At 34.9% G+C, this 21,345-nt stretch carries 21 protein-coding genes; 15 read left to right on the top strand and 6 right to left on the bottom strand.

The features are described 5' to 3' along the window. Nucleotides 1-47 precede the first annotated feature (47 nt). The 3 genes from SO785_RS08930 to SO785_RS08920 all read left to right on the top strand — a co-directional run bounded on the left by SO785_RS08930 (nucleotide 48) and on the right by SO785_RS08920 (nucleotide 2,072). On the top strand, nucleotides 48-896 hold the full coding sequence (locus tag SO785_RS08930) for a helix-turn-helix domain-containing protein (protein WP_011254624.1): 849 nt from the start codon (nucleotides 48-50) through the stop codon (nucleotides 894-896). A 158-nt stretch (nucleotides 897-1,054) separates the two neighbouring features. Beyond that, nucleotides 1,055-1,567 carry a CHAP domain-containing protein gene (locus SO785_RS08925; protein ID WP_015613436.1) on the top strand — a complete coding sequence of 171 codons (513 nt, stop codon included), beginning with the start codon at nucleotides 1,055-1,057 and terminating at the stop codon, nucleotides 1,565-1,567. Nucleotides 1,568-1,670: 103 nt separating this feature from the next. Continuing rightward, nucleotides 1,671-2,072 (top strand): helix-turn-helix domain-containing protein, encoded by a 402-nt coding sequence (locus tag SO785_RS08920; protein WP_015613437.1) that lies wholly within the window; start codon nucleotides 1,671-1,673, stop codon nucleotides 2,070-2,072. 39 nt (nucleotides 2,073-2,111) lie between these two features. Here SO785_RS08920 and SO785_RS08915 read toward each other — a convergent pair whose 3' ends face one another. Further along, nucleotides 2,112-2,765 carry a CPBP family intramembrane glutamic endopeptidase gene (locus SO785_RS08915; protein ID WP_003549496.1) on the bottom strand — a complete coding sequence of 218 codons (654 nt, stop codon included), beginning with the start codon at nucleotides 2,763-2,765 and terminating at the stop codon, nucleotides 2,112-2,114. A gap of 87 nt (nucleotides 2,766-2,852) precedes the next feature. Between SO785_RS08915 and SO785_RS08910 the strand changes: the two genes are divergently transcribed. Both SO785_RS08910 and SO785_RS08905 read left to right on the top strand, forming a co-directional pair. After that, on the top strand, nucleotides 2,853-3,956 hold the full coding sequence (locus tag SO785_RS08910; protein ID WP_011254625.1) for a YdcF family protein: 1,104 nt from the start codon (nucleotides 2,853-2,855) through the stop codon (nucleotides 3,954-3,956). Nucleotides 3,957-3,974: 18 nt separating this feature from the next. Continuing rightward, nucleotides 3,975-6,314, top strand: a complete 2,340-nt coding sequence (locus SO785_RS08905) for an ABC transporter ATP-binding protein/permease (protein WP_011254626.1) — start codon at nucleotides 3,975-3,977, stop codon at nucleotides 6,312-6,314. A 38-nt stretch (nucleotides 6,315-6,352) separates the two neighbouring features. Here the strand turns inward: SO785_RS08905 and SO785_RS08900 are convergent, their stop codons facing one another. Next, nucleotides 6,353-6,958, bottom strand: a complete 606-nt coding sequence (locus SO785_RS08900; RefSeq protein WP_011254627.1) for an ECF transporter S component — start codon at nucleotides 6,956-6,958, stop codon at nucleotides 6,353-6,355. Nucleotides 6,959-7,053: 95 nt separating this feature from the next. Between SO785_RS08900 and SO785_RS08895 the strand changes: the two genes are divergently transcribed. From SO785_RS08895 to SO785_RS08875, 5 genes are all read left to right on the top strand, one after another. Continuing rightward, complete coding sequence (locus tag SO785_RS08895; protein WP_011254628.1) at nucleotides 7,054-8,115, top strand: BMP family lipoprotein; 1,062 nt, start codon at nucleotides 7,054-7,056, stop codon at nucleotides 8,113-8,115. A 212-nt stretch (nucleotides 8,116-8,327) separates the two neighbouring features. Then, entirely contained in the window at nucleotides 8,328-9,413 is a 1,086-nt protein-coding gene (locus SO785_RS08890; RefSeq protein ID WP_003549489.1) for a BMP family lipoprotein, read from the top strand. A 66-nt stretch (nucleotides 9,414-9,479) separates the two neighbouring features. Next, nucleotides 9,480-11,018 (top strand): ABC transporter ATP-binding protein, encoded by a 1,539-nt coding sequence (locus SO785_RS08885; protein ID WP_003549479.1) that lies wholly within the window; start codon nucleotides 9,480-9,482, stop codon nucleotides 11,016-11,018. Continuing rightward, entirely contained in the window at nucleotides 11,011-12,162 is a 1,152-nt protein-coding gene (locus SO785_RS08880; protein WP_003549477.1) for an ABC transporter permease, read from the top strand. Before SO785_RS08885 ends, SO785_RS08880 begins: the two co-directional genes overlap by 8 nt. Further along, complete coding sequence (locus SO785_RS08875) at nucleotides 12,163-13,119, top strand: ABC transporter permease (protein WP_003549473.1); 957 nt, start codon at nucleotides 12,163-12,165, stop codon at nucleotides 13,117-13,119. It begins immediately after the preceding gene. Between the two features lie 106 nt (nucleotides 13,120-13,225). Here the strand turns inward: SO785_RS08875 and SO785_RS08870 are convergent, their stop codons facing one another. Next, nucleotides 13,226-14,053, bottom strand: coding sequence for an aldo/keto reductase (locus SO785_RS08870; RefSeq protein ID WP_003549471.1), 828 nt, complete (start codon nucleotides 14,051-14,053; stop codon nucleotides 13,226-13,228). Between the two features lie 119 nt (nucleotides 14,054-14,172). Here SO785_RS08870 and nagB point away from each other — a divergent pair, with 119 nt between their 5' ends. From nagB to SO785_RS08855, 3 genes are all read left to right on the top strand, one after another. Then, nucleotides 14,173-14,892, top strand: coding sequence for a glucosamine-6-phosphate deaminase (nagB, locus tag SO785_RS08865; RefSeq protein ID WP_003549469.1), 720 nt, complete (start codon nucleotides 14,173-14,175; stop codon nucleotides 14,890-14,892). A 178-nt stretch (nucleotides 14,893-15,070) separates the two neighbouring features. Then, the gene (locus tag SO785_RS08860; protein WP_003549467.1) at nucleotides 15,071-15,718 is read left to right on the top strand and encodes a deoxynucleoside kinase; all 648 of its coding nucleotides are present in this window, start codon (nucleotides 15,071-15,073) and stop codon (nucleotides 15,716-15,718) included. A gap of 25 nt (nucleotides 15,719-15,743) precedes the next feature. Continuing rightward, nucleotides 15,744-16,430 carry a deoxynucleoside kinase gene (locus tag SO785_RS08855; RefSeq protein WP_003549464.1) on the top strand — a complete coding sequence of 229 codons (687 nt, stop codon included), beginning with the start codon at nucleotides 15,744-15,746 and terminating at the stop codon, nucleotides 16,428-16,430. Nucleotides 16,431-16,488: 58 nt separating this feature from the next. Here SO785_RS08855 and SO785_RS08850 read toward each other — a convergent pair whose 3' ends face one another. Further along, nucleotides 16,489-17,289 carry a Cof-type HAD-IIB family hydrolase gene (locus SO785_RS08850; protein ID WP_003549462.1) on the bottom strand — a complete coding sequence of 267 codons (801 nt, stop codon included), beginning with the start codon at nucleotides 17,287-17,289 and terminating at the stop codon, nucleotides 16,489-16,491. Nucleotides 17,290-17,513: 224 nt separating this feature from the next. Between SO785_RS08850 and SO785_RS08845 the strand changes: the two genes are divergently transcribed. Beyond that, nucleotides 17,514-18,821 (top strand): NCS2 family permease, encoded by a 1,308-nt coding sequence (locus SO785_RS08845; RefSeq protein ID WP_003549459.1) that lies wholly within the window; start codon nucleotides 17,514-17,516, stop codon nucleotides 18,819-18,821. A 72-nt stretch (nucleotides 18,822-18,893) separates the two neighbouring features. After that, on the top strand, nucleotides 18,894-20,276 hold the full coding sequence (locus SO785_RS08840; RefSeq protein ID WP_003550148.1) for an IS3 family transposase: 1,383 nt from the start codon (nucleotides 18,894-18,896) through the stop codon (nucleotides 20,274-20,276). Nucleotides 20,277-20,484: 208 nt separating this feature from the next. Here SO785_RS08840 and SO785_RS08835 read toward each other — a convergent pair whose 3' ends face one another. Beyond that, entirely contained in the window at nucleotides 20,485-20,835 is a 351-nt protein-coding gene (locus SO785_RS08835; protein WP_021873991.1) for a Protein of unknown function, read from the bottom strand. 86 nt (nucleotides 20,836-20,921) lie between these two features. Then, entirely contained in the window at nucleotides 20,922-21,215 is a 294-nt protein-coding gene (locus SO785_RS08830; RefSeq protein WP_021873992.1) for a MerR family transcriptional regulator, read from the bottom strand. Nucleotides 21,216-21,345 lie beyond the last annotated feature (130 nt).

The following is a 21,345-nucleotide window of genomic DNA, read 5'->3' as shown; positions in this document are numbered from 1 at the left end:
AAATGATAAATTGCATATATGCAATATCAATGTGGGAGAAAAACAAAATGGTAATTGGTGAAAAATATAAAGAATTACGAAAAGAACAGTCTATTACCCTGGCACAAGCTGCAAAAGGTATTTGTGCTACTTCCAACTTATCACGTTGGGAAAATGGCAAAATCACGTTAGAGTTTAACAAAGTGCTCGCCCTTTTAAACCGAATTCATATTAGTCCTACTGAATTTATCGGTTATGCCAACATCGAACAAGAAAATGATATTCCAAAAGAATTACTAAAAGCAATTGAAGATGAGGATACTAGTACAATAAAAAAACTAATTCACATACACTTAGATAAATACCATATTGATAGAAACATACACAATCTATATCTTACCGTTATCCTTTGTAACCAATATCTATTAATCAAAGGTGAAAATCTTTTACCATTTTCTGATCAGATGCACCTTTACACTTATTTGTCCAAGATCACCTTGTGGAGCAACTATGATTTAGGCTTTTTTGGTAACTGTGTTTTTATGATTAAAACTGATAGAGTCTATGCAATTGCAATGAACGTTTTGAAAAATCAGAACTTGATTCAAAAAAATACTAGTTCTATCGGTTTAATTTCAATGATGGGTGTTTTATCAGATACTACTATTTCTTTAATTTTTCGAAAGGATACAGTTCATGCACAGAAATTACTAGATGCGCTGCAAGATGTCGAATTACCGCAATATCTTGAATTCTTTAAAGTAACTCTGACATTTTTACAGAAAATACTGCAGTATTTGAAGACGAAGGACGAAGGTATAGTTTTAAACTTTATCAATAATGCTCAAAAAATGGGAATGACTGAATCTGTAGACACATTTAAAGAAATCTTCGAAAAAGTAAAAATATTAAACTAAAAAGCTAATTTCTTGTAAAATACTAATCAAATTAAGAAAGAATAATACATAGGAGGTTGATTGTCGCGGCAGACAAGTCTACATTAAAAAAGAAAATTACTCTCGTTTTTACTAGTCTATTAGTCCTAATTAGCATATTTTTTATAGGGAGCAAAACAATGAACATGCCTTTTTCTACTCAATTCACTGATGACTCACGTTATCAAAATACAATTATCAAACACAGTCGCCGTTTGGTTGGATATTTCAATTACGGTACTGATGATCAAAGAATGAACTTTGGCAATTTACAACATCCAGATAAAAATGGTTTTACTGATTGCTCAAGCCTGGTTTGGCTAGTGATGAAACAGGCTGGCTATAATGTTGGCCCAACAGCCTTTTCTACTCCTGAAATGGAAAATGATGCCAAAAATGCTCATCAATACTTTAGACAGATTCATGCTAAAAATGTAAAGCCGGGTGACATTGTCATTGTTAATGTTGGAACTGGTTATGGTCCAAATGGTCATACAGCAATCATTGATGGTCCATATCACGGTAGAAAAACGCAAATTATCGAAATCGGCGGAATCGATCCAATGGGTGCGGTCCATCGATCAACAATTGAGCAATCTTTTCAAAGTCTTCTTAAAGAGGGCCGGATCACTTATGCTCGTCCTACTAAATAAGCATCGCAACCTCAAGTTGACAAAATTTATCGCAAAATTGGTAGAATGCAACCACTTCTCGCAGTATTATTTTGATAAAATCAAAACAATCGAGGTAATAAGAATGAGCTTAAATCAAAAAATCGCACAGTTACGAAACGATAATAATTGGTCACAAGAAGAATTGGCTGAGAAATTAAATGTTAGTCGTCAATCTGTTTCTAAATGGGAGAGCGGACAAGCTAAACCTGATCTAGACAAAATCATTGCTTTATCTGATATTTTTGATGTTTCAACTGATTATTTGCTCAAAGATGACAATGAAGAAAAGAGTAATCCATCAACAAATAAGCATCACTTCAGCCTTTCATGGGTTCAATTTGGGCGTCTTAATTCTGCTATTTGGGCAATTGCTGGAGCAATCTATGCTATCTGCGGATTTGCCTTTGATAATTGGAATTCTGGTATGATTATATTTCCAATTACATTGATACTTACTATCATTATCAGATTATTTGCACACTAAATAAAAAACGCCGGAAACGGCGTTTTAATTTACATTCAACTAAATAAAACCTAATGCGTTATAACACATGTGTACCAGCATCGAATAGCGCAAGTCCTTAGTTGTCGTATATACCCAGGCTAAGACTATCCCCAACACCCAATATACAAAAATAAATCTGCTTAACATCGGATCATGCATGTAGCCAAACAAAAAGCCACTTGTAACTATTCCCAGCCACTTATTCAAACGCGTAGGTTTAGTAAAGAAGATATTGAAAAACATCCCTCTAAAAATTGTTTCTTCGCAAAACGGTGCAATGAATACTACCAGAATCTTAAACATTCCAGTATTCTGTTGCTGGATTCTATTTAAAGCCTGCTGATTTTCGGAAACACCGCCACCCACTATATTTAACATTACAATTGAGCCGATCGTAATTAATACAAAACCAATCGCAGCTATTCCAATTCTTCTCATATCCCAGTGAGGACTCTCATTAAATCCCCAATAATTTCTTTCTCTTAACTGACTTCGATATAAATAAAAAATCACAAATAAAATTGCGACAGTTACTAAAGCAGTTACTATAACACGAAGATTACCTAAATGTATCCTTTGCGGAGCAAAATAGAATATCTCAAGCCTACTATATAAAATTAATGCGACAATTATCCCTGCAATATTTCCCAGGTAATGCCAAAATTTTCTCATTTTTCCATTTACACCTTGATTCTTTAACTTTTATGTATTGTTTCTATTATAATGGAAATAGCTGAAAAAGGCATAAGGGAGGATATTATGATACAGGAGATCATCGCCTTTTTAGGAAGACGCGGCGAATTTTTTTACATTTCAGTTTTTATGCTTCTGATGTTTTTCATATTTTTAATTTCTTGGTTAATTGAGCCGCGGCGCTTAATTAATGGGGTTTTATTTACAATCTTTTTTATTTCAGTATTCGCTTGGATCACCGTTATGATCAATAAGAGCACCAGCCGAGGATTACAACGAGCATATAATCTACTATTACTGATCGTTTTCTTCGGTATTATTCTAATACTAGTTTTTGCCTGGCTATTTCTTTTTTGGAATGCCTATTTTGTCTGGAAATATGAGAGTCACACTTTACCTAATCTATTGACCTTATTTTCTGGTTTTATTGCGTTAATCTTTAGCGTTATCTTCATCTTAGGGCCGGGACGCTATTTGCCTCATTGGTTAAGTGCCCTACTCGCTTCTATTCCTGCTATTGCTATTTATCTAGGATTAGTTTTATACAACTTTTTAGTAAATTTGCTCTTATATCAAATTTATCCTCGCCATTACAAACAAGACTACCTAATTGTTTTAGGTGCAGGACTAATTAATGGTGATCAAGTTTCTAAGTTACTAGCTGCACGAATCAATCGAGCAATCCAGTTCTCTAATCGCCAATATCAAAAAGGTAGAAAACGTCCTATTATTATCATGTCCGGTGGACAAGGTCCTGATGAAAAAGTACCTGAGGCTTTAGCTATGGCCAAATTTGCACAACACCGTGGAGTTTCACCAGATCATATTTTAATTGAAGATCAATCTAAAAATACTTACCAAAATATGCTTTTTTCTAAGCAACTAGCTACTAACGACTTTGGGGGTCCCAATTTTAAAGCAACATTTTTTAGCAACAACTACCATATTTTTAGAGCTGCGCTTTTAGCTAAAGAAGTGGGCCTAAAAGCTAATGGCGTCGGTGCTTTTACTAGACTCTATTATTTACCTAACGCAATTATTCGTGAATTTGCTGGTGTATTTGTCATGCATAAACGCCGCCATTTCGTTATCATGGGAGTAATAGTTTTATTCTTTATCTTGCAAGCTATTTTAGCTGCAGCAGGTATCGTTAAATTCAACGTAATTTAAATTAGAAAAGAGGACGAAATGCTACAACTAAAACATATTTTTAAGTCATATAAAGTGGGCGATAATATTACTCATGCCCTAGATGATGTTAGTATATCCTTTCGTGATCAAGAATTCGTTGCAATCTTAGGTCCTAGTGGATCTGGGAAAACAACTATGTTAAATGTTATCGGTGGACTTGATCGCTACGATAAAGGTGATTTGATTATTAATGGTAAGTCAACCAAAAATTTCAAAGAAATCGATTGGGATGCCTATCGTAACAATACCGTAGGTTTTATTTTTCAAAATTACAATCTGATTCCCCACCTCTCAATTATCGCCAATGTGGAATTAGGTATGAACCTTTCTGGTGTTCCTAAAAAAGAACGCCATGAAAAAGCTGTTAAAGCTTTAACTGAAGTCGGTTTAAAAGAACATCTTAATAAGCGGCCTAACCAATTATCAGGCGGTCAAATGCAACGTGTAGCAATCGCCCGTGCAATTGCAAATGATCCAGATATCTTGCTCTGTGACGAGCCAACTGGAGCGCTTGATACTGAGACTTCAGTTCAAATCATGGAATTAATCAAAAAGATCTCTAAAGATCGTTTAGTAATTATGGTTACCCACAATCCTGAGTTAGCTGAAAAATATGCTACAAGAATTGTTAACTTCCAAGATGGAAAGATTCGCCACGACTCTAAACCATTTGAACCAAAAGAAGAAAAAGATACCTTCCACTTGAAGCGGACTAAGATGTCATATTGGAATGCTATCAAACTTAGCTTTACCAATATTATGACCAAAAAAGGTAGAACAATTTTAACAGCTTTCGCTTCAAGTATCGGTATTATCTCTATCGCAATAGTGTTAGCGATTTCCAATGGTTTCCAAAAACAAATTAACACCACCATGAGTAAAGCTTTAGCGAAATATCCGATCTCAATTACTCAAACTGCTACAGATATGACTTCAATGAATGAGCGGAATGATTCTGACAAAAATGTCAAGAATCGTGGCTATATAATTGCACAAAATGATCAAAGTCAACAAACTCAACATACTAATAAAATTACACAAAAATATGTCGATTACGTTAAAAAGATCAATCCTAGTTACGCTAATAATATTTCTTACCAACGCGCAGTTAACTTAAACTTACTTTCTAAAGTAAATGGCAAAACTGAACGCGTTCAATTTTCAAATGCGGATCCTAATCAAGGTTCATCTGTTTTACAAGCACGTGCTCAAGCAATGAGCTCAATGGGAATTGGTTCATCCGTTTTTCCAACGACTTTGAACAAAAATAAAGGTTCATTTTTAAAGCAAAATTACCAGCTGTTATCTGGTGCCTGGCCTACCAAAGCCACAGATTTAGTTTTAGTAGCTGATAATAAAAATACCGTTAATATTAATTCATTGAAGAATCTGGGCTTTGATATTTCTAATAAAGAACAGATTAAATTTGATAAATTAGTTGGTAAAAACTTTAGACTCGTTTCTAACAATGAGTACTACCAAGAATTACCAAATGGAATGTTCGTTCCAAGAAATGTGAATAATTCCATGTACAACAACGCTAAAACAAAATTAAAATTAGTTGGTGTCATTAGACCTAAAAATGAAGATTCGATGGCTCTTCTATCAACTGGCATCGCATATAGCGATCGCCTTTCACAACAAGTTATCAATAATAACAAGAATTCGGCAATTGTCAAAGCCCAACAAAAGAGTAATCGTAGCGTTTTAACTAATCAAAAGTTAAATAGTATTGAAAAGAAAACCACTATGCAAACATTAGGTGGTTCAAGCATTCCAACAGGAATCATGATTTATCCTAATAATTTTGATGATAAAGACAAGGTACTCGATTACTTAGACAACTGGAACAAAGGCAAAAAGAAAGCTGACAAGATTGTTTATACCGATATGTCTAGCGCCGTTACAACGATGACCGGTGGACTTCTTAATGGTATTACCACTATCTTAGTTACCTTCGCTGCCATTTCGTTGATTACTTCGATGATTATGATTGGTATTTTGACTTATACTTCAGTTCTTGAAAGAACTAAAGAAATCGGTGTCTTAAAAGCACTAGGTGCTCGTAAGAAAGATATTACACGCGTATTTGACGCAGAAACATTTATCTTAGGTGTCTTCTCCGGCGTACTTGGTATTTTTATTGCATACTTGTTAACATTCCCAATCAATAGTGTCATTTACAATCTCACAGATTTAGCTAATGTAGCACAACTTGATCCAAAAGCTGCATTAATTTTAATTATTATCTCAACAGTTCTTACCTTGTTGGGTGGACACATTCCTGCAAGAATGGCAGCCAAAAAAGATGCCGCAATTGCATTACGAAGCGAATAAAAAAAACATTGCCCACGGGCAATGTTTTTTTAGATAATTTAACGTCTCTTCATTACTAATTTCAATGGTGTTACAATAATCGGCGTTACAATTGCTGTAAAGATTGCTTCAAGCAAACCATTAAAACCTAATGCCGTAATCAAAATCAAAATTAATGGCGTACTAGAATTGTAATTTCCCAAATGTTGCACCAACTTTGCTGGATCATGCATGAAGAATAAACTAGTTAATCCAATAACCATAATCGTATTTGTCAACGAAGTTGCAGCGCCACTCAAAATATAACCTAGTTTTGCATACTTACTATTATCAAAATATTTACCAATAATTCCTGGGAAATATCCAGCTAAAATACTTGGTACAAGCGAAATTACTGGATTTTGGAATAGCATTAAACTAACAATGTCTCCTGGTTGGGTATAAGCAACAAATAATCTAGTAATTCCCCAGAAAAGGCCAAATAAAAATCCTGCTTTAGGTCCCATTAACGTGCCATACACTGCAATTGTAATTGGAATAGTAGTGATAGCAGGAAGTGCTGGAATAATTCTAATATAGCCTACATTAGGTACAAAGGTTTGAATAATCAATAGTGCAGCAAATACAGCGGTAATTGCTAGCCGCTTAGTTTCTTCTCGTCTCATTCAATTTCTCCAATTCATCTTTAATCATTTATAAATTAAACCATGATTACATATTTTTTTCAGTAAAAATGTTTTAGTTCTTGTACAATAAATACATGTTAGAAAAAAGTTTTAGTATAAATTTCAAAAAAATATTTTTAGTAGTTCTATTAACAATGTGTACCTTAACTGCATGTTCTACTTCAAATGATACAGATGGCAATGCTTCTAAATCAGTAGCCTTAGTTACAGATGGGAATGTTAATGATCAATCATTTAACCAATCTGCTTGGAGGGGACTAGAAGATTATGGAAAAGAATATAAATTAACCAGGGGTAAAGATGGTTATCAATATTTTCAGGTTAAAAATCAAACTAATTTAAAAAATGGCATTAATAAAGCTCTACGCCAAAAATATCAGACCATTTTTGCTATAGGCAACAAATCCAAAAAAGCTATTCTTTCCGCTGCAAAAAGTAATCCACAAAAAAATTTTGTTATCATAGATGACACTATCAAGGGCTATAAAAACATTGCCTCAGTGCAATTTAAAAAAAGCGAAGGTGCTTATTTAGCTGGTGTTGCAGCTGCTAATACAACTAAAACTGGAAAAGTTGGTTTTATTGGTGGCGCGAATAACGCTGTCATCAATTCGTTTAAGTATGGCTTCAATCAAGGTGTAAAAGATCAAGCTAAAAAAATGCATAAAAAAATTATCGTCTATAATCAAAATATTGGTAATTTTACAGACACCAGCAAGGCTAAAAGTATTGCTGCCTATATGTATGGCAAAAAAGTAGATATCATTTTCCATGCAGCCGGCAATGCTGGTAATGGTCTTTTTCAAGAAGCAAAGTTTATTAACCAAGCTCGCCCTGCTAAAAAACGCGTTTGGGTAATCGGCGTTGATACTAATCAATCTAATTTAGGAAATTATTTCGCCAAAGGTGGCCAAGAAGCTAATTTTGTTTTAACTTCAGTAATTACTGGCATCAACGTAGCCACTGAGGATATTGCCACTCATAGTTACAAAGAAGCATTTCCTGGCAAAAAAACCATAGTCTATGGATTAAAAAGTAATGTTATATCAATTTTACCAGGTCAAATTGATCCTAATACTTGGAAAGAAGTACAAATTGCTCGAACTAAAATTTTAACTGGAAAAATCAAAATATAAAATTACGACTGTCTGATTTATATACTCAGACAGTTTTTTATTTTTAAGCGTATACATTTCTTAACGTTCGTTTTTTAAACTCGCCTTAATGTTAGCAATATACGAATATTATATTCAAAATAAACAATTCAGGAGTATTTTGTTGACTGGATACGTATTATTATGTATCATCTTATTAAATCATTCGTATATTTTTGGAGGTACATTTTCAAATGAACTCAAAGTTCAAAAAAGTCTTTTCATTCGGTATCGTTTTAGCATCAGTAGGCTTAATTCTTACAGCATGTTCAGGTAAAAAGAGTAATCAAACTGCTAACAAAGACACCAAACATGGTGTTGCGTTAATCACTGACGCAAATGGTGTCGACGATCATTCATTTAACCAAGCTGCATGGGCTGGTTTTAAGGCTTATGGTAAAGAACACGATTTAAAAAGAGGTCGTGGCGGTTATCAATATTTCCAATCAAGTAGTGCAGCTGACTACACACCTAACTTTGATCAAGCTGCTAAAGCAGGTTACCAAACTATCTTTGGTGTAGGTTTCCAATTAGCAGATGCCGTTAAAGAGGCAGCACAAAAAAATCCTAAGAAAAACTTTGTTATCGTAGATAGTGTCGTATCTGGTCAAAAGAACGTTGCATCTGCTACTTTTGAAAGTAATCAATCTTCATACTTAGGTGGTTTAGCAGCAGCTTACACTACCAAGACTAACAAAGTTGGTTTTATTGGTGGTGCTAAATCCGCAGTTATTGATTTATTCGAAGCTGGCTTTAAACAAGGTGTTGCAGACGGTGCAAAAGCACTTAAGAAGAAGATCACCGTTCAAACTCAATACATTGGTAACTTTACTTCAACAGATAAAGCTAAATCTATTGCTCAATCAATGTATGCAAACAAAGCAGATATTATTTATCAAGCAGCTGGTAATGCCGGTAATGGTGTATTCCAAGAAGCTAAGGACTACGATCAAGCGCGTCCCGCATCAAAAAAGGTTTGGGTAATCGGTGTTGACGTTGATCAAAGTAATCTTGGTAACTACACTTCAAAAGATGGCAAGAAAGAAAACCTCACTTTAACTTCTGTATTAAAAGGTTTGAATATTGCTACTAAGAGTATTGCCAATGATGCTTACAAAGGTAAATTCCCTGGTGGCAAGCACTTAGTTTACAACTTAAAAGATAACGGTGTTTCCATCACCAAAGGTAATTTAGACGCTAAGACTTGGGCAGCAGTTCAAAAAGCACGTACGCAAATTATTGATGGCAAGATCAAAGTTGCTACCGCTCCTTCTAAGTAAAAACTTAGTATCAATTGAACTCTTCACTTTTTTAGTGAAGAGTTTTTATTCATAGAAAGCAAAAAAATGACACAAAAAAATACAAATGCCATTGAAATGAAGCATATTGTTAAAAAATTTGGTGACTTTAAGGCAAACGATGACATTAATCTCACACTCCATCAAGGGGAAATTTTAGCTTTACTTGGGGAAAATGGTGCTGGTAAATCTACCCTAATGCGAATTTTATCAGGTTTACTTGAACCAACATCAGGAGAAATTTTTGTAAAAGGTAAAAAAGTTGAGATTAATAGTCCTACTAAAGCAAAAGAACTAGGAATTGGAATGGTCCATCAGCACTTCATGTTAATGGAATCATTCACAGTACTGGAAAATATCATTTTAGGTCATGAACCTACTAACGGGATTGTTCTTGATATAAAAAAGGCTCGAGAACAAATTATGAATCTCTCCCAAAAATATGGTCTATCAATTGATCCAGATGCAAGAGTCGCAAATATTACGGTAGCTCAGCAACAAAGAGTAGAAATACTCAAAGTGCTCTATCGTGGTGCTGATATTCTTATTTTTGATGAACCTACTGCAGTTTTAACTCCCCAAGAAATCACCGAATTTATTCAAATTATTAAAAATTTAGCTCAAGAAGGAAAATCTATTATTTTAATTACGCATAAGCTTAGTGAAATCAAAGCAGTTGCGGATCAAGTCACAATTATTCGGCGGGGCCATGATGTCGGCACTTTTGATGTAGATAAAGTTGATGACAACCGCTTAGCTGAATTAATGGTTGGCCATCACGTTAATATGAAACTTGCTAAAAAGCCTGTTAAACTAGGTAAAGAAGTGCTCAAAGTTGATAACTTGAAAGTTAAAAATAGTCATGGTGCATATTCTGTCAAAAATTTATCTTTAAATATTCGGGGTGGGGAAATTTTAGGCTTAGCTGGAATTGATGGCAACGGTCAAGATGAACTAGTTGAAGCTATTACTGGGCTACGTCACGTTAATAGCGGAAAAGTTTTTATTAATGGAAAAAATATGACTAACAAAAAAGTTCGTCAAATTACCGAAGCCGGTGTAGCTCACATCCCTGCCGACCGCCAAAAATATGGATTAATTTTAAGCTTGCCTTTAGCCGAAAACTTAGTTCTTCAGACTTACTATCAAAAGCCATACTCCAAACACGGGATTATTAATCATCAAGCAATTTATGATCATGCCGAAAAACTGATTAAAAAATATGATATTCGAACTACTAGCGCAGAACTTCCTGCAAGTGATCTATCAGGTGGTAATCAACAAAAAGCAATTATTGCTAGAGAGTTAGATCGAGACAGCGATTTAATTATTGCTTTTCAGCCAACACGTGGATTAGATGTTGGGGCGATTGAATATATTCATAAACAACTTTTAGCTGAAAGAAATGCCGGTAAGGCTATCTTACTTGTTTCATATGAGCTTGACGAAATTATGCAATTGTCCGATCGGATTGCAGTTTTACATAATGGTCAAATTACAGGTGAAGTTAAACCTGAAGATACAAATGACACAGAACTTGGTCTTTTGATGACCGGAACTAAGAAAGAAGGCGCAGTAAATGATTAAGGTCACTCCTAAGGTGAAAAATATATTAGTGCCTGCTATTTCAATTATCGCTGGATTTTTAGTTGGTGCACTAATCATGCTAGCTTGGAGCTACAATCCTATCGAAGCTTATAGCTCAATGTTTTCAAGCGCATTAGGTAATATGAACGGAATTGGGGAAACTATCCGAGGTGCAACACCCTTAATTTTTATTGCGGTGGGTTTTGCAGTTGCTTCTAAAGCTGGCTTCTTCAATATCGGCTTACCGGGACAAGCTCAAGCCGGTTGGCTTACTTCAGTTTGGATTGCTCTTGCTTTTTCTCACTTACCTAGCTACATCTTATTACCTTTCGCCATTATCAGCGGTGCACTTGCTGGAGCTATAATAGCTGGAATTGCTGGATACTTACGTGCTCAATTTGGTACTAACGAAGTTATTTCTACTATTATGCTTAACTATATTGTGCTATATGTATGTCAATATTTAATGCAACAAATAATGCCAGCAAGTTTACGAACAGGAACAGATACCACAAAAACAATTCCAGTAAATGGTAGTTTAAAAATTGGCTGGTTGTCATCAATGTTTGGTGATTCAAGAATTAATGGCGGTATCTTTTTAGCCCTGATTGGATTAATTCTTTACTGGTACTTTATGAAGAAAACTACCGCAGGTTTTGAAATCAAGGCCGTTGGTCTTAATCCCTTTGCCAGTCGTTATGCAGGTATGTCATCTAAGAAAAACATTATTGTTTCTATGTTGATCTCTGGTGCATTTTCAGGTCTTGGCGGTGTCGCACAAGGTCTTGGAACTTATCAAAATTATTTTACTCAAACAAGTAGTGTAGATATCGGCTGGGATGGACTTTCAGTTGCACTTCTAGGTGGCGGAACTGCCTTAGGAATTTTACTTGCTGCTATTTTATTCTCGGTTTTAAAAATTGGTGGTCTCGGAATGCAGACTATTGCGGGAATCCCTTACGAAATTGTTTCTATCGTAATTGCAGCAATTATTTTCTTTATCGCTATTAACTATGTCACTGGTTTGATTTTTAAAACTAAGAAAAATAAAAGTAAATACTACATCCCTACTCGTAAAGAAAAAGGACCAAACAATGGCGTTGATGGTCCTGGTAAAAAAGTAATTGAAGGGAGCGTTGACTAAATGAATTTCATTACCATAATGGCCTTAATTGTTTCATCAACATTGGTTTATTCTGCACCACTTATTCTTACTTCCTTAGGTGGCGTTTATAGTGAAAATTCTGGGATCGTTAACATTGGCCTTGAAGGAATTATGACTATCGGTGCCTTTGCAGCTATCGTATTCAACCTATCATTTGCCTCATCATTAGGTAGTTTAACCCCTTGGATTGCTGCTTTAGTAGGTGGGATTGCTGGATTGATCTTTTCAATTCTTCATGCTGTCGCAACTATTAATTTCCACGCTGACCATATTATTTCAGGTACTGTATTAAACATTATGGCACCCCCTCTTGGCGTATTTTTAATCAAAGCTATCTATGATAAGGGTCAAACCGAAAATATTACTGCTAACTTTGGATACTTTAGTTTTCCCGGTTTAAGTAGTATTCCTGTAATAGGGCCGATTTTCTTCAAAAACACTTCAGCTCCCGCTTGGATCGCTATTTTATTAGCTATTTTTATGTGGTGGCTTTTATACAAAACTCGTCTTGGTTTACGTCTTCGCTCTTGTGGTGAAAATCCTCAAGCAGCAGATACAATGGGTATCAACGTTTACAAAATGCGTTACATCGGTGTTTTAACTTCTGGTTTCATGGGTGGCCTTGGCGGTGCTATTTTTGCAGAAGCTATCTCAGGTAACTTCTCTATTTCAACTATCGTTGGTCAAGGGTTTATGGCCTTAGCAGCTGTAATCTTTGGTAAATGGAATCCAATTGGTGCTATGCTTTCATCTGTATTTTTTGGCTTTGCCCAAAGTTTAAGTATTATCGGAAATCAACTACCAATTATTTCAAATATTCCAGCTGTTTACATGCAGATTGCTCCTTATGTTCTTACAATTATCGTTTTAGTTCTCTTCTTAGGAAAATCTGTTGCTCCTGCAGCTGATGGGATCAATTATATCAAATCTAAATAAACTAAAAACAGGCTGTTTCACATGAAACAGCCTGTTTTTACACATATGCACAGAGTTATCCACAACATGTAGTGAATATTTACTAAGTAAATACTATATATTGTTATTAGATAACTGATAATGGTGATTTTTCAGTTGGAATTGGAAAATCACTATTAATTAAACGTAGATCATCATCTGTTAACTTAATCTTTTGTGCTTCAATATTTTCCTTCATATGCTTTATGTTACTAGACTTTGGAATAGTTAAAACATTACCATTGCGCATTGTCCAAGCAAGCATAACCTGATGCGGTGTAACACCATGATTACGCGCTACCATTTTCAAATTACGGGTAATACGAATAGTATTTCCCTTTCCTGAATTATATGGTGAATAGCCAATAAAGTTTACTTGTTTTTCCTTTTGCCAATCTTGCAGATCAAATTCAGTCCCACGCTCATTTAAATTATATAAGTCTTCATTGGCAAAACATTCTGTTCCACCCGGTACACTAAACAGTTCTTTCATATCGGCAGTATCAAAATTAGATACACCCCAATAACGAATCAAACCTTCTTTTTGTAATTTTTGCAGACCACGAATAGTGTCAGAGAGGCGGTGACTACCGCGCCAATGTAACAGGTACAAATCTAAATAGTCTGTGCCTAATCTTTTTAAACTAGCTTCAAGACTCTTACGTTCTAATTCTGGTGTTGCATGAAAGGGATAGAATTTTGAAATTAAAAATAATTTATTTCGATCATAGCCTTTAATTGCCTCTCCCACTAATTCTTCACTTTTACCATCACCATACATTTCAGCAGTATCAATAATATTTAATCCATTATCTAATCCATAGCGAATTGCGGCAATTTCATCTTTTCTTTTAGCTGGATCTTCGCCAATGGCCCAGGTACCTATACCTAAACCCGATATCTTTTCAAAATCCATCCTTGTTCACTTCCTTCACTTCAAATTCTACCATATTGGAAATCTTTCTTTTACCATTTGACAAAATGGTCTATTCCATTTTATAATGGACTAGACCATTAAACGAGGAGGATTTAATTATGAAAGTTATTGTTACTGAAAACAAAATTCAAGGCAGCGCTAAAGCATTTGAAATTTTTGAAAAAGGAATCAAGAATGGAGCTAAGGTCTTAGGCCTAGCTACTGGTTCTACTCCAGAAATTCTTTACCAGAATTGGGTAAAAAGTGATCTTAACTGCGATGACCTTACCAGTATCAATCTTGATGAATATGTCGGCTTAACACCTGATAATCCTCAAAGTTACCATTACTTCATGCAAAAACACTTATTTGATAAAAAAACATTCAAGAAAACCTATATCCCTGACGGCATGACTAAGGATGTTCCAGCATACTGCAAGGAATACGATCAAATAATTAAAGACAATCCTATTGATATTCAATTATTAGGTATCGGCCAAAACGGTCATATTGCCTTTAATGAACCTGGTACTCCATTCGATATTGGCACTCACGAAGTTAAATTAACTGAAAACACTATTAAGGCTAACGCACGCTTTTTCGATAATGAAGATGAAGTTCCAAAGAGCGCAATTTGTATGGGTACTGCTAATATCATGGATTCAAAGAAAATTGTTTTAATGGCATTCGGTGAAAAGAAAGCTAAGGCCATTAAAGAAATGATCGAAGGACCTATCACTGAAGAAGTTCCTGCATCCATCTTACAAAAACACCCAGACGTAACTGTCATCGTTGATACATATGCAGCTCAAGAGCTTGACGATAAATATAAGAACTAAAAACAATAATTTACAGAAAAAAGGCTAGGCAAATTTTTGCCTAGCCTTTTTCAATCCTATCCGTTTTTTCTTTCTAACATATTGACATTTTCAACTTTTAGCTAATTAAAAAAAGCCTTGCGCCACTACCAGATATTGACTAAACTATTAAAGCAACCCTATATATGGTAGAAAGAATGTGATTCAAGTTATTGTTTTAAGTGGGCCAATTGGAGCCGGTAAATCCAGTTTAACCAGTATTTTAGCTGAACATTTGGGTACACAAGCATTTTATGAAGGTGTCGACAGTAACCCAGTTTTACCTTTATATTACAAGGATATGAAACGTTACACCTTCTTACTTAATACATACCTACTCAATCATCGTTTGGCACAAATCAATCAAGCCATTCAAGAAAAAAATAGCGTATCTGACCGTTCTATTTATGAAGATGCACTATTTTTCAAGATGAATGCCGATAGTAGCGTGGCTGATCCAACAGAATTCAAGATCTATAATGATTTACTTGAAAACATGATGGAAGACACCCCTGGTAACCCAAGTAAAAAACCAGATTTACTTATCTACATTCATGTTTCACTCGATACTATGCTTAAGAGAATTAAGAAGCGTGGTAGATCATTTGAACAAATCAGCACTGATCCTAGTTTAAAAGATTACTATGCCAGACTCTTAAAGTACTATGAACCATGGTATGAAAATTACAATGCTTCTCCTAAGATCATGATCAACGGTGACAAGCTTGATTTTGTTACCAACATGAATGCCCAAAAAGAGGTATTAAAAGAAATCGACGAAAAGTTGCGCGAAATTGGCAACTTATAGACATAAATGATAAAGAAGGAACGTGATGACAGTTATTGTTTTAAGCGGGCCAATTGGAGCCGGTAAATCCAGTTTAACAGGTATATTATCCAAATATTTAGGAACCAAGCCTTTTTATGAAAGTGTTGATGATAACCCAGTATTGCCACTTTTTTATGCAGATCCTAAAAAATACGCATTTTTATTGCAAGTATATTTCTTGAATACACGCTTTCACAGTATTAAAAACGCATTGACTCAAGATAACAACGTTTTAGATCGTTCTATCTATGAAGATGCCCTTTTCTTCCAAATGAATGCAGACATTGGGCGTGCAACTTCTGAAGAAGTAGATACATACTATGAACTTTTGCACAACATGATGGGTGAATTAGACAGAATGCCTAAGAAAAATCCCGACTTACTTGTTCACATCAACGTTTCTTATGACACGATGATCAAACGAATTAAAAAACGTGGCCGTCCATATGAACAATTGAGTTACGATTCAACTTTAGAGGATTACTATAAGAGATTACTTCGGTACTATAAACCTTGGTACGAAAAATATGATTATTCACCAAAGATGGTAATCGATGGTGATAAATATGATTTCATGTCTTCTGAAGCAGATCGCGAAATTGTACTTGATCAAATCGTTGATAAACTAAAAGAAGTTGGCAAGTTGCCAATGGACTGGGATAAATCAACCGATATTCAAATTGAAGCCTAATTTCCCAGGCAATAATCAAAAATGCTAGGATTTTAATATCCTAGCATTTTTACATACTCTATTTTATTTTCTGTAAAACTTCAGCAATTCCATCATGATTATTATCCAAAGTAATATTTTTAGATTCGAATTGATTTTTTAAATTTTCTGGAGCATTTTCCATTAAGAACGGATGACCTACCGCTTTTAGCATAGCCTCATCATTAAAGTTATCGCCAAAAGCAATGCAGTCTTTTAATTCTACTCCGTATTCTTGAGCTACAAGTTCAATCGCACTCTTCTTGCTTACGCCCTTTAAAACAACTTCTAATAAAGTTGGCGAAGATTTTACAAAATCAAGATCACTATATTTGACTGAAAGTTCTTTTTGCATACGATCGATTTCTTCAGACTTTCCCATAATTAAGCCCTTATGTACGCCTTGTAAGCTAGTAATTTGATCAATATTAACCTTAGTAGAGTTTACGCCAACAATAGTTTCTTCCTTTTTAACTAAATTACTATCTTCTGTTGAGCTATACCACACGTAACCACTGTAGATATTCCAAGCTGAACCATTATTCTGTTCTTCAACATAGCGACAAATTTCAGCAGCTTCTTTTGCATCGAAAAAGCGTGTGATTAACGCTCTACCAGTTTCATCTAGGGCTAATGCACCATTATAGGCAATCATAGGAAAGACTGTAAGAATCTGTCCTACAGCTGTCATAATTCCCTTAGGTAGGCGAGCTGAGGTTGGTATAAAGACATTACCATTGATAATTTGTTGTCTAATTGCATCGCGTGTTTTAGCCGTTACTGTTAGTTCATCATTAATTAATGTGCCATCAATATCTGAAAAAATAAGTTTTGCGGACATTCTTTCACCCTTAATCTGTTTAGTTTATGTAATTAAGGATAATGCTAAAAAACTAAGAATTAAAGCAATTCAATAATCAATACTGGAATTTTATCTAGTAAATAATAATGAAGCTCTATCATGATTTGATAATAATTCGTGTTTACAATTTTATACATCAATGATAAAGTATAAGAGTTGCTTTTTTAAATAAAAAACACGAACAATTCTTTGGAGAGAGATTTATGAATTTTATTAAAAATTATTTTCAACTAGATAAATACCATACTAGTGTTAAAGTTGAATTTATTGCTGGTTTGACTACTTTTATTAGTATGTCTTACATTTTATTTGTTAACCCTAGCGTTTTAGGTGCTAGCGGCATGAACACCGGTGCTGTATTTACTGCAACCGCCTTAGCCAGTGCTCTTGGTACTGCCATTATGGGTATCGTTGCTAATTACCCGATTGGTGAGGCACCAGCACTGGGTATCAATGCCTTTTTTGCTTACACTGTTTGTGTGGGAATGCACGTTTCTTGGCAAACAGCTTTAGCCAGCGTATTCGTTGCATCAATTATTTTCATTTTAATCACTTTATTTAAGTTACGTGAAAAGATTATTGATTCAATTCCAGCTGACTTGAAGTTTGCTATTTCATCAGGTATTGGTTTATTTATTGCCTTTTTAGGATTACAAAACGGTAAATTAATCGTCGCAAATAAATCAACTTTGGTTGGCTTAGGCTCACTTCACGATCCACTTGTTTGGATCACCATCTTTGGTTTGCTTGTGACTGTTATCTTGATGATTTTAGGCGTTCCTGGTGCCATCTTTATTGGTATGGTTTTGGCAGCCGTCTTTGGTATTTGTACTGGTCAAATTTCATTGCCACACAAGGTTATCTCAACAGCTCCAAGTTTGGCACCTACTTTTGGTCAAGCTATCTTCCATGTTAAGGATATTAATTCTGTTCAAATGTGGGTTGTTGTATTAACATTCTTGCTTGTTACTTTCTTTGATACTGCTGGTACTTTGATCGGACTTGCCCAACAAGCCGGCTTTATGAAAAATAATAAGATGCCACGTGTTGGTAAGGCATTGGCTGCCGACTCAAGTGCGATGGCCGTTGGTTCAATTTTGGGTACCTCACCAGTTGGTGCATACGTTGAATCAAGTGCTGGTATTGCCGTTGGTGGTAGAACTGGTTTGACTGCCGTCTTTGTAGCAATCTTCTTCTTGATCTCAATGATCTTCAGTCCACTTTTGGGTGTATTCACCAGTCAAGTTACTGCACCAGCTTTGATTATCGTTGGTGTCTTGATGGCACAAAATACTGCTCACATTCACTGGAATAAATTGGAAATTGCGGTTCCTGCATTCCTGATTATTTTGGGGATGCCGCTTACCTACTCAATTTCTGATGGTTTGTCATGGGGGATGATTACTTACCCAATCTGCATGCTTGCAGCTAAACGTGGTAAAGAAGTTAGCCCGATGATGTGGGTATTATTCGTTGTATTCATCATCTTCTTGTGGGTACTGAACTTTTAACTAAAAAGAATATTAAAAAAGGACTAAGTTTGAAGTGGGCCGTAAAAGTTAGACACTTTTACGGCTTTTACTATGTCCAAATTAAACAAAAAACAAAGACTTAAAATTTATAATGATTGGAGAAATGGAAATAAATCCTTATCTGTAATCGCTTCTGAAATAAAATTAAATCGTTCTACCCTACAATATATGGTTAATTTAATAGATCGTCATGGGATCGAAATCTATGATAAATCTAAGGAATTGTTTACCAAAGAATTTAAGGAAAAAGCCATTGTTAGATCATTAACTGGTAATAATTCAATTAATCAGTTGTCTTTAGATCTGGGACTAAGAAGCAACGGTATCTTGTATAATTGGATTCGCGAATATAAGAAAAATGGGTATAATGTCGTTATCAAGAAGAAAGGACGGCATTCCGTTCATGAGTCAGAAGAAGCAATCCCAAACATCGCGCAAAGATTTAGAGAAGCAGATCCAGCAACTCAAAGAAGAAAACTTGAAATTGCGTATCGTCAATGCCTACGTAAAAAAACTAAACGCCTTGGATCAGAAACATCACAAGAAATAGCTCAGGCAGTCACTGAACTAAGGCAAGAATTCAAGGTTAGCTTGGACTATATATTTACAGTCTTGGCTCAAAATAAAGATCTGCCTTTAATAGCTCGCAGTACTTACTACAACATTATCAAGCCTAAAGATAAGCCTAAGAGAAAGAAACCAGGTTTCTTATCCAGAATGAAAGAAATCTTCGATTATCATCAAAGACGTTATGGCTATCGTCGTGTAGCTATGCAATTGCGAAAAGAAGGCTATGCCGTTACAGATCGAGCAGTTCGATACTGGATGCACAAACTTAAGCTCAAAGGTCGAAGACGCAACAAGCGTAAGTATTCCAGTTATAAAGGTACGATTGGTAAGATAGCTCCAAATCTGATTCATCGAGGCTTCTTTGCCATACGACCAAATATGAAGTGGTATACAGACATCACTGAATTTCACTTAAATGGTCAGAAACTTTACTTATCGCCAATTCTTGACGGCTGTGGTGGTGATATAGTTTCTTATTCAATCTCACGTCATCCGGATATGAATTTAGTTATGTCCATGCTCAATAAGGCTTTTGCCAAGCATAAGGCACTTAATGCCTGTATTTTTCACACAGATCAGGGCTGTCAATATCAGAGCAGAGTTTATCAGCGAGCCTTAAAGCTTCATGGCATCACGCAAAGCATGTCTCGTAAAGGTAATTCCATGGATGATGGTCTAATGGAAAACTTCTTTGGCCTGCTCAAAACAGAAATGTTCTATGATCAGGAGTACAAGTATCACAATCTTGAAGAATTAACACAAGCAATCGAAGAATATATCAAATACTATAACAACGAAAGGATAAAGAGCAGACTAAAAGGCTTAACCCCGATTGAATATCGAGATCAAGCCTTAGTCAGCTAGAACAAATATTTGTCTAATTTTTACGTCTCAGTACAGTTCGAATTTCAACTTAGCCCTTTTTGCTTACACTTTCTCCTATTTTTTAACAAAAAACAATCTCTTTTTTTAGCATTCAATCCAACAGAAACGTAATATCCACGGTGTAGAAGTTCAATGAAAACAATATTTTCTTATATTCTTTATAATTTTGCATATTACCCAAGAAATACTAGTGTATAGTTTCTAAGCAATATGATTTTTGATGACAATTTGGGCAACGCAACCTTCTGGTATGTGGCGTATGTGCTGCAAACATAAATTTCTTAAACTCTGGGACAAATTTGTAATCACAATTTGGACAAATGTATGCCACTTTTTGATAGTACTTTTTCAATAACACAACAGACATTGCAATCAAAAACGCTACCAAAACTATCACTGAAATATATGCCACCATGTTCATTTTATTGATCAAAAAGTACGCTGCAATTGTCATACCAATTAGCTCAACAGCAATTTCTACTGCTGCTAACTTCCACATTGAACGTGTTAATTCTTTATATCTAATTTCATTGTTCATAATCTTCGTAATGTCAGTAATTTCAGCAATATTATTAGGTTTACTCAGAATTTTTTGTAGCTGGATAATTTTCTTATTTTGTTTTTCTAGTTTTTTGTTTCTTCCTTATTTCTCTTCAATTGATCTTTAAGTAAAAGTTCAATTAACTTATCACCATTTTCGTCTTCAAGTATTTTTTGAATATCCTTTAACGAAAAGCCTAATTCTTTTAAAAAGATAACTAATTTTAATTGTTTGACTTGTTCTACAGTGTAAAAGCGATAACCATTTTCACCAATACTATTTGGTCTAACCAAACCTTTTTGATCGTAGTATCGAATGGTCCTGGTTGTTATATTCAACTTTTTAGCTAATTCTCCGATTGTGTATTTCTCTGACATTACTTTCTCACCTCACAATTTAAATATACGGGTTTACGTGACGTAAAAGTCAATAATAAGCTAAATATTCTCTAAAAAACTTCAAAAAGCAAATATTTTAACTTTTCCTATTGAAATTATTAACAATAAA

This window comes from Lactobacillus acidophilus, assembly GCF_034298135.1.
In the GTDB taxonomy this organism is placed as follows: domain Bacteria; phylum Bacillota; class Bacilli; order Lactobacillales; family Lactobacillaceae; genus Lactobacillus; species Lactobacillus acidophilus.
The sequence above is the reverse complement of the archived record's forward strand: the minus strand, read 5'-3'. Positions and strand labels throughout refer to the sequence as shown.

Coding starts and splice junctions, on each gene's coding strand:
- SO785_RS08930 (WP_011254624.1), top strand. CDS start 48: ATGGTAATTGGTGAAAAATATAAAGAATTACGAAAAGAACAGTCTATT.
- SO785_RS08925 (WP_015613436.1), top strand. CDS start 1,055: ATGAACATGCCTTTTTCTACTCAATTCACTGATGACTCACGTTATCAA.
- SO785_RS08920 (WP_015613437.1), top strand. CDS start 1,671: ATGAGCTTAAATCAAAAAATCGCACAGTTACGAAACGATAATAATTGG.
- SO785_RS08915 (WP_003549496.1), bottom strand. CDS start 2,765: ATGAGAAAATTTTGGCATTACCTGGGAAATATTGCAGGGATAATTGTC.
- SO785_RS08910 (WP_011254625.1), top strand. CDS start 2,853: ATGATACAGGAGATCATCGCCTTTTTAGGAAGACGCGGCGAATTTTTT.
- SO785_RS08905 (WP_011254626.1), top strand. CDS start 3,975: ATGCTACAACTAAAACATATTTTTAAGTCATATAAAGTGGGCGATAAT.
- SO785_RS08900 (WP_011254627.1), bottom strand. CDS start 6,958: ATGAGACGAGAAGAAACTAAGCGGCTAGCAATTACCGCTGTATTTGCT.
- SO785_RS08895 (WP_011254628.1), top strand. CDS start 7,054: ATGTTAGAAAAAAGTTTTAGTATAAATTTCAAAAAAATATTTTTAGTA.
- SO785_RS08890 (WP_003549489.1), top strand. CDS start 8,328: ATGAACTCAAAGTTCAAAAAAGTCTTTTCATTCGGTATCGTTTTAGCA.
- SO785_RS08885 (WP_003549479.1), top strand. CDS start 9,480: ATGACACAAAAAAATACAAATGCCATTGAAATGAAGCATATTGTTAAA.
- SO785_RS08880 (WP_003549477.1), top strand. CDS start 11,011: ATGATTAAGGTCACTCCTAAGGTGAAAAATATATTAGTGCCTGCTATT.
- SO785_RS08875 (WP_003549473.1), top strand. CDS start 12,163: ATGAATTTCATTACCATAATGGCCTTAATTGTTTCATCAACATTGGTT.
- SO785_RS08870 (WP_003549471.1), bottom strand. CDS start 14,053: ATGGATTTTGAAAAGATATCGGGTTTAGGTATAGGTACCTGGGCCATT.
- nagB (WP_003549469.1), top strand. CDS start 14,173: ATGAAAGTTATTGTTACTGAAAACAAAATTCAAGGCAGCGCTAAAGCA.
- SO785_RS08855 (WP_003549464.1), top strand. CDS start 15,744: ATGACAGTTATTGTTTTAAGCGGGCCAATTGGAGCCGGTAAATCCAGT.
- SO785_RS08850 (WP_003549462.1), bottom strand. CDS start 17,289: ATGTCCGCAAAACTTATTTTTTCAGATATTGATGGCACATTAATTAAT.
- SO785_RS08845 (WP_003549459.1), top strand. CDS start 17,514: ATGAATTTTATTAAAAATTATTTTCAACTAGATAAATACCATACTAGT.
- SO785_RS08840 (WP_003550148.1), top strand. CDS start 18,894: ATGTCCAAATTAAACAAAAAACAAAGACTTAAAATTTATAATGATTGG.
- SO785_RS08835 (WP_021873991.1), bottom strand. CDS start 20,835: ATGAACAATGAAATTAGATATAAAGAATTAACACGTTCAATGTGGAAG.
- SO785_RS08830 (WP_021873992.1), bottom strand. CDS start 21,215: ATGTCAGAGAAATACACAATCGGAGAATTAGCTAAAAAGTTGAATATA.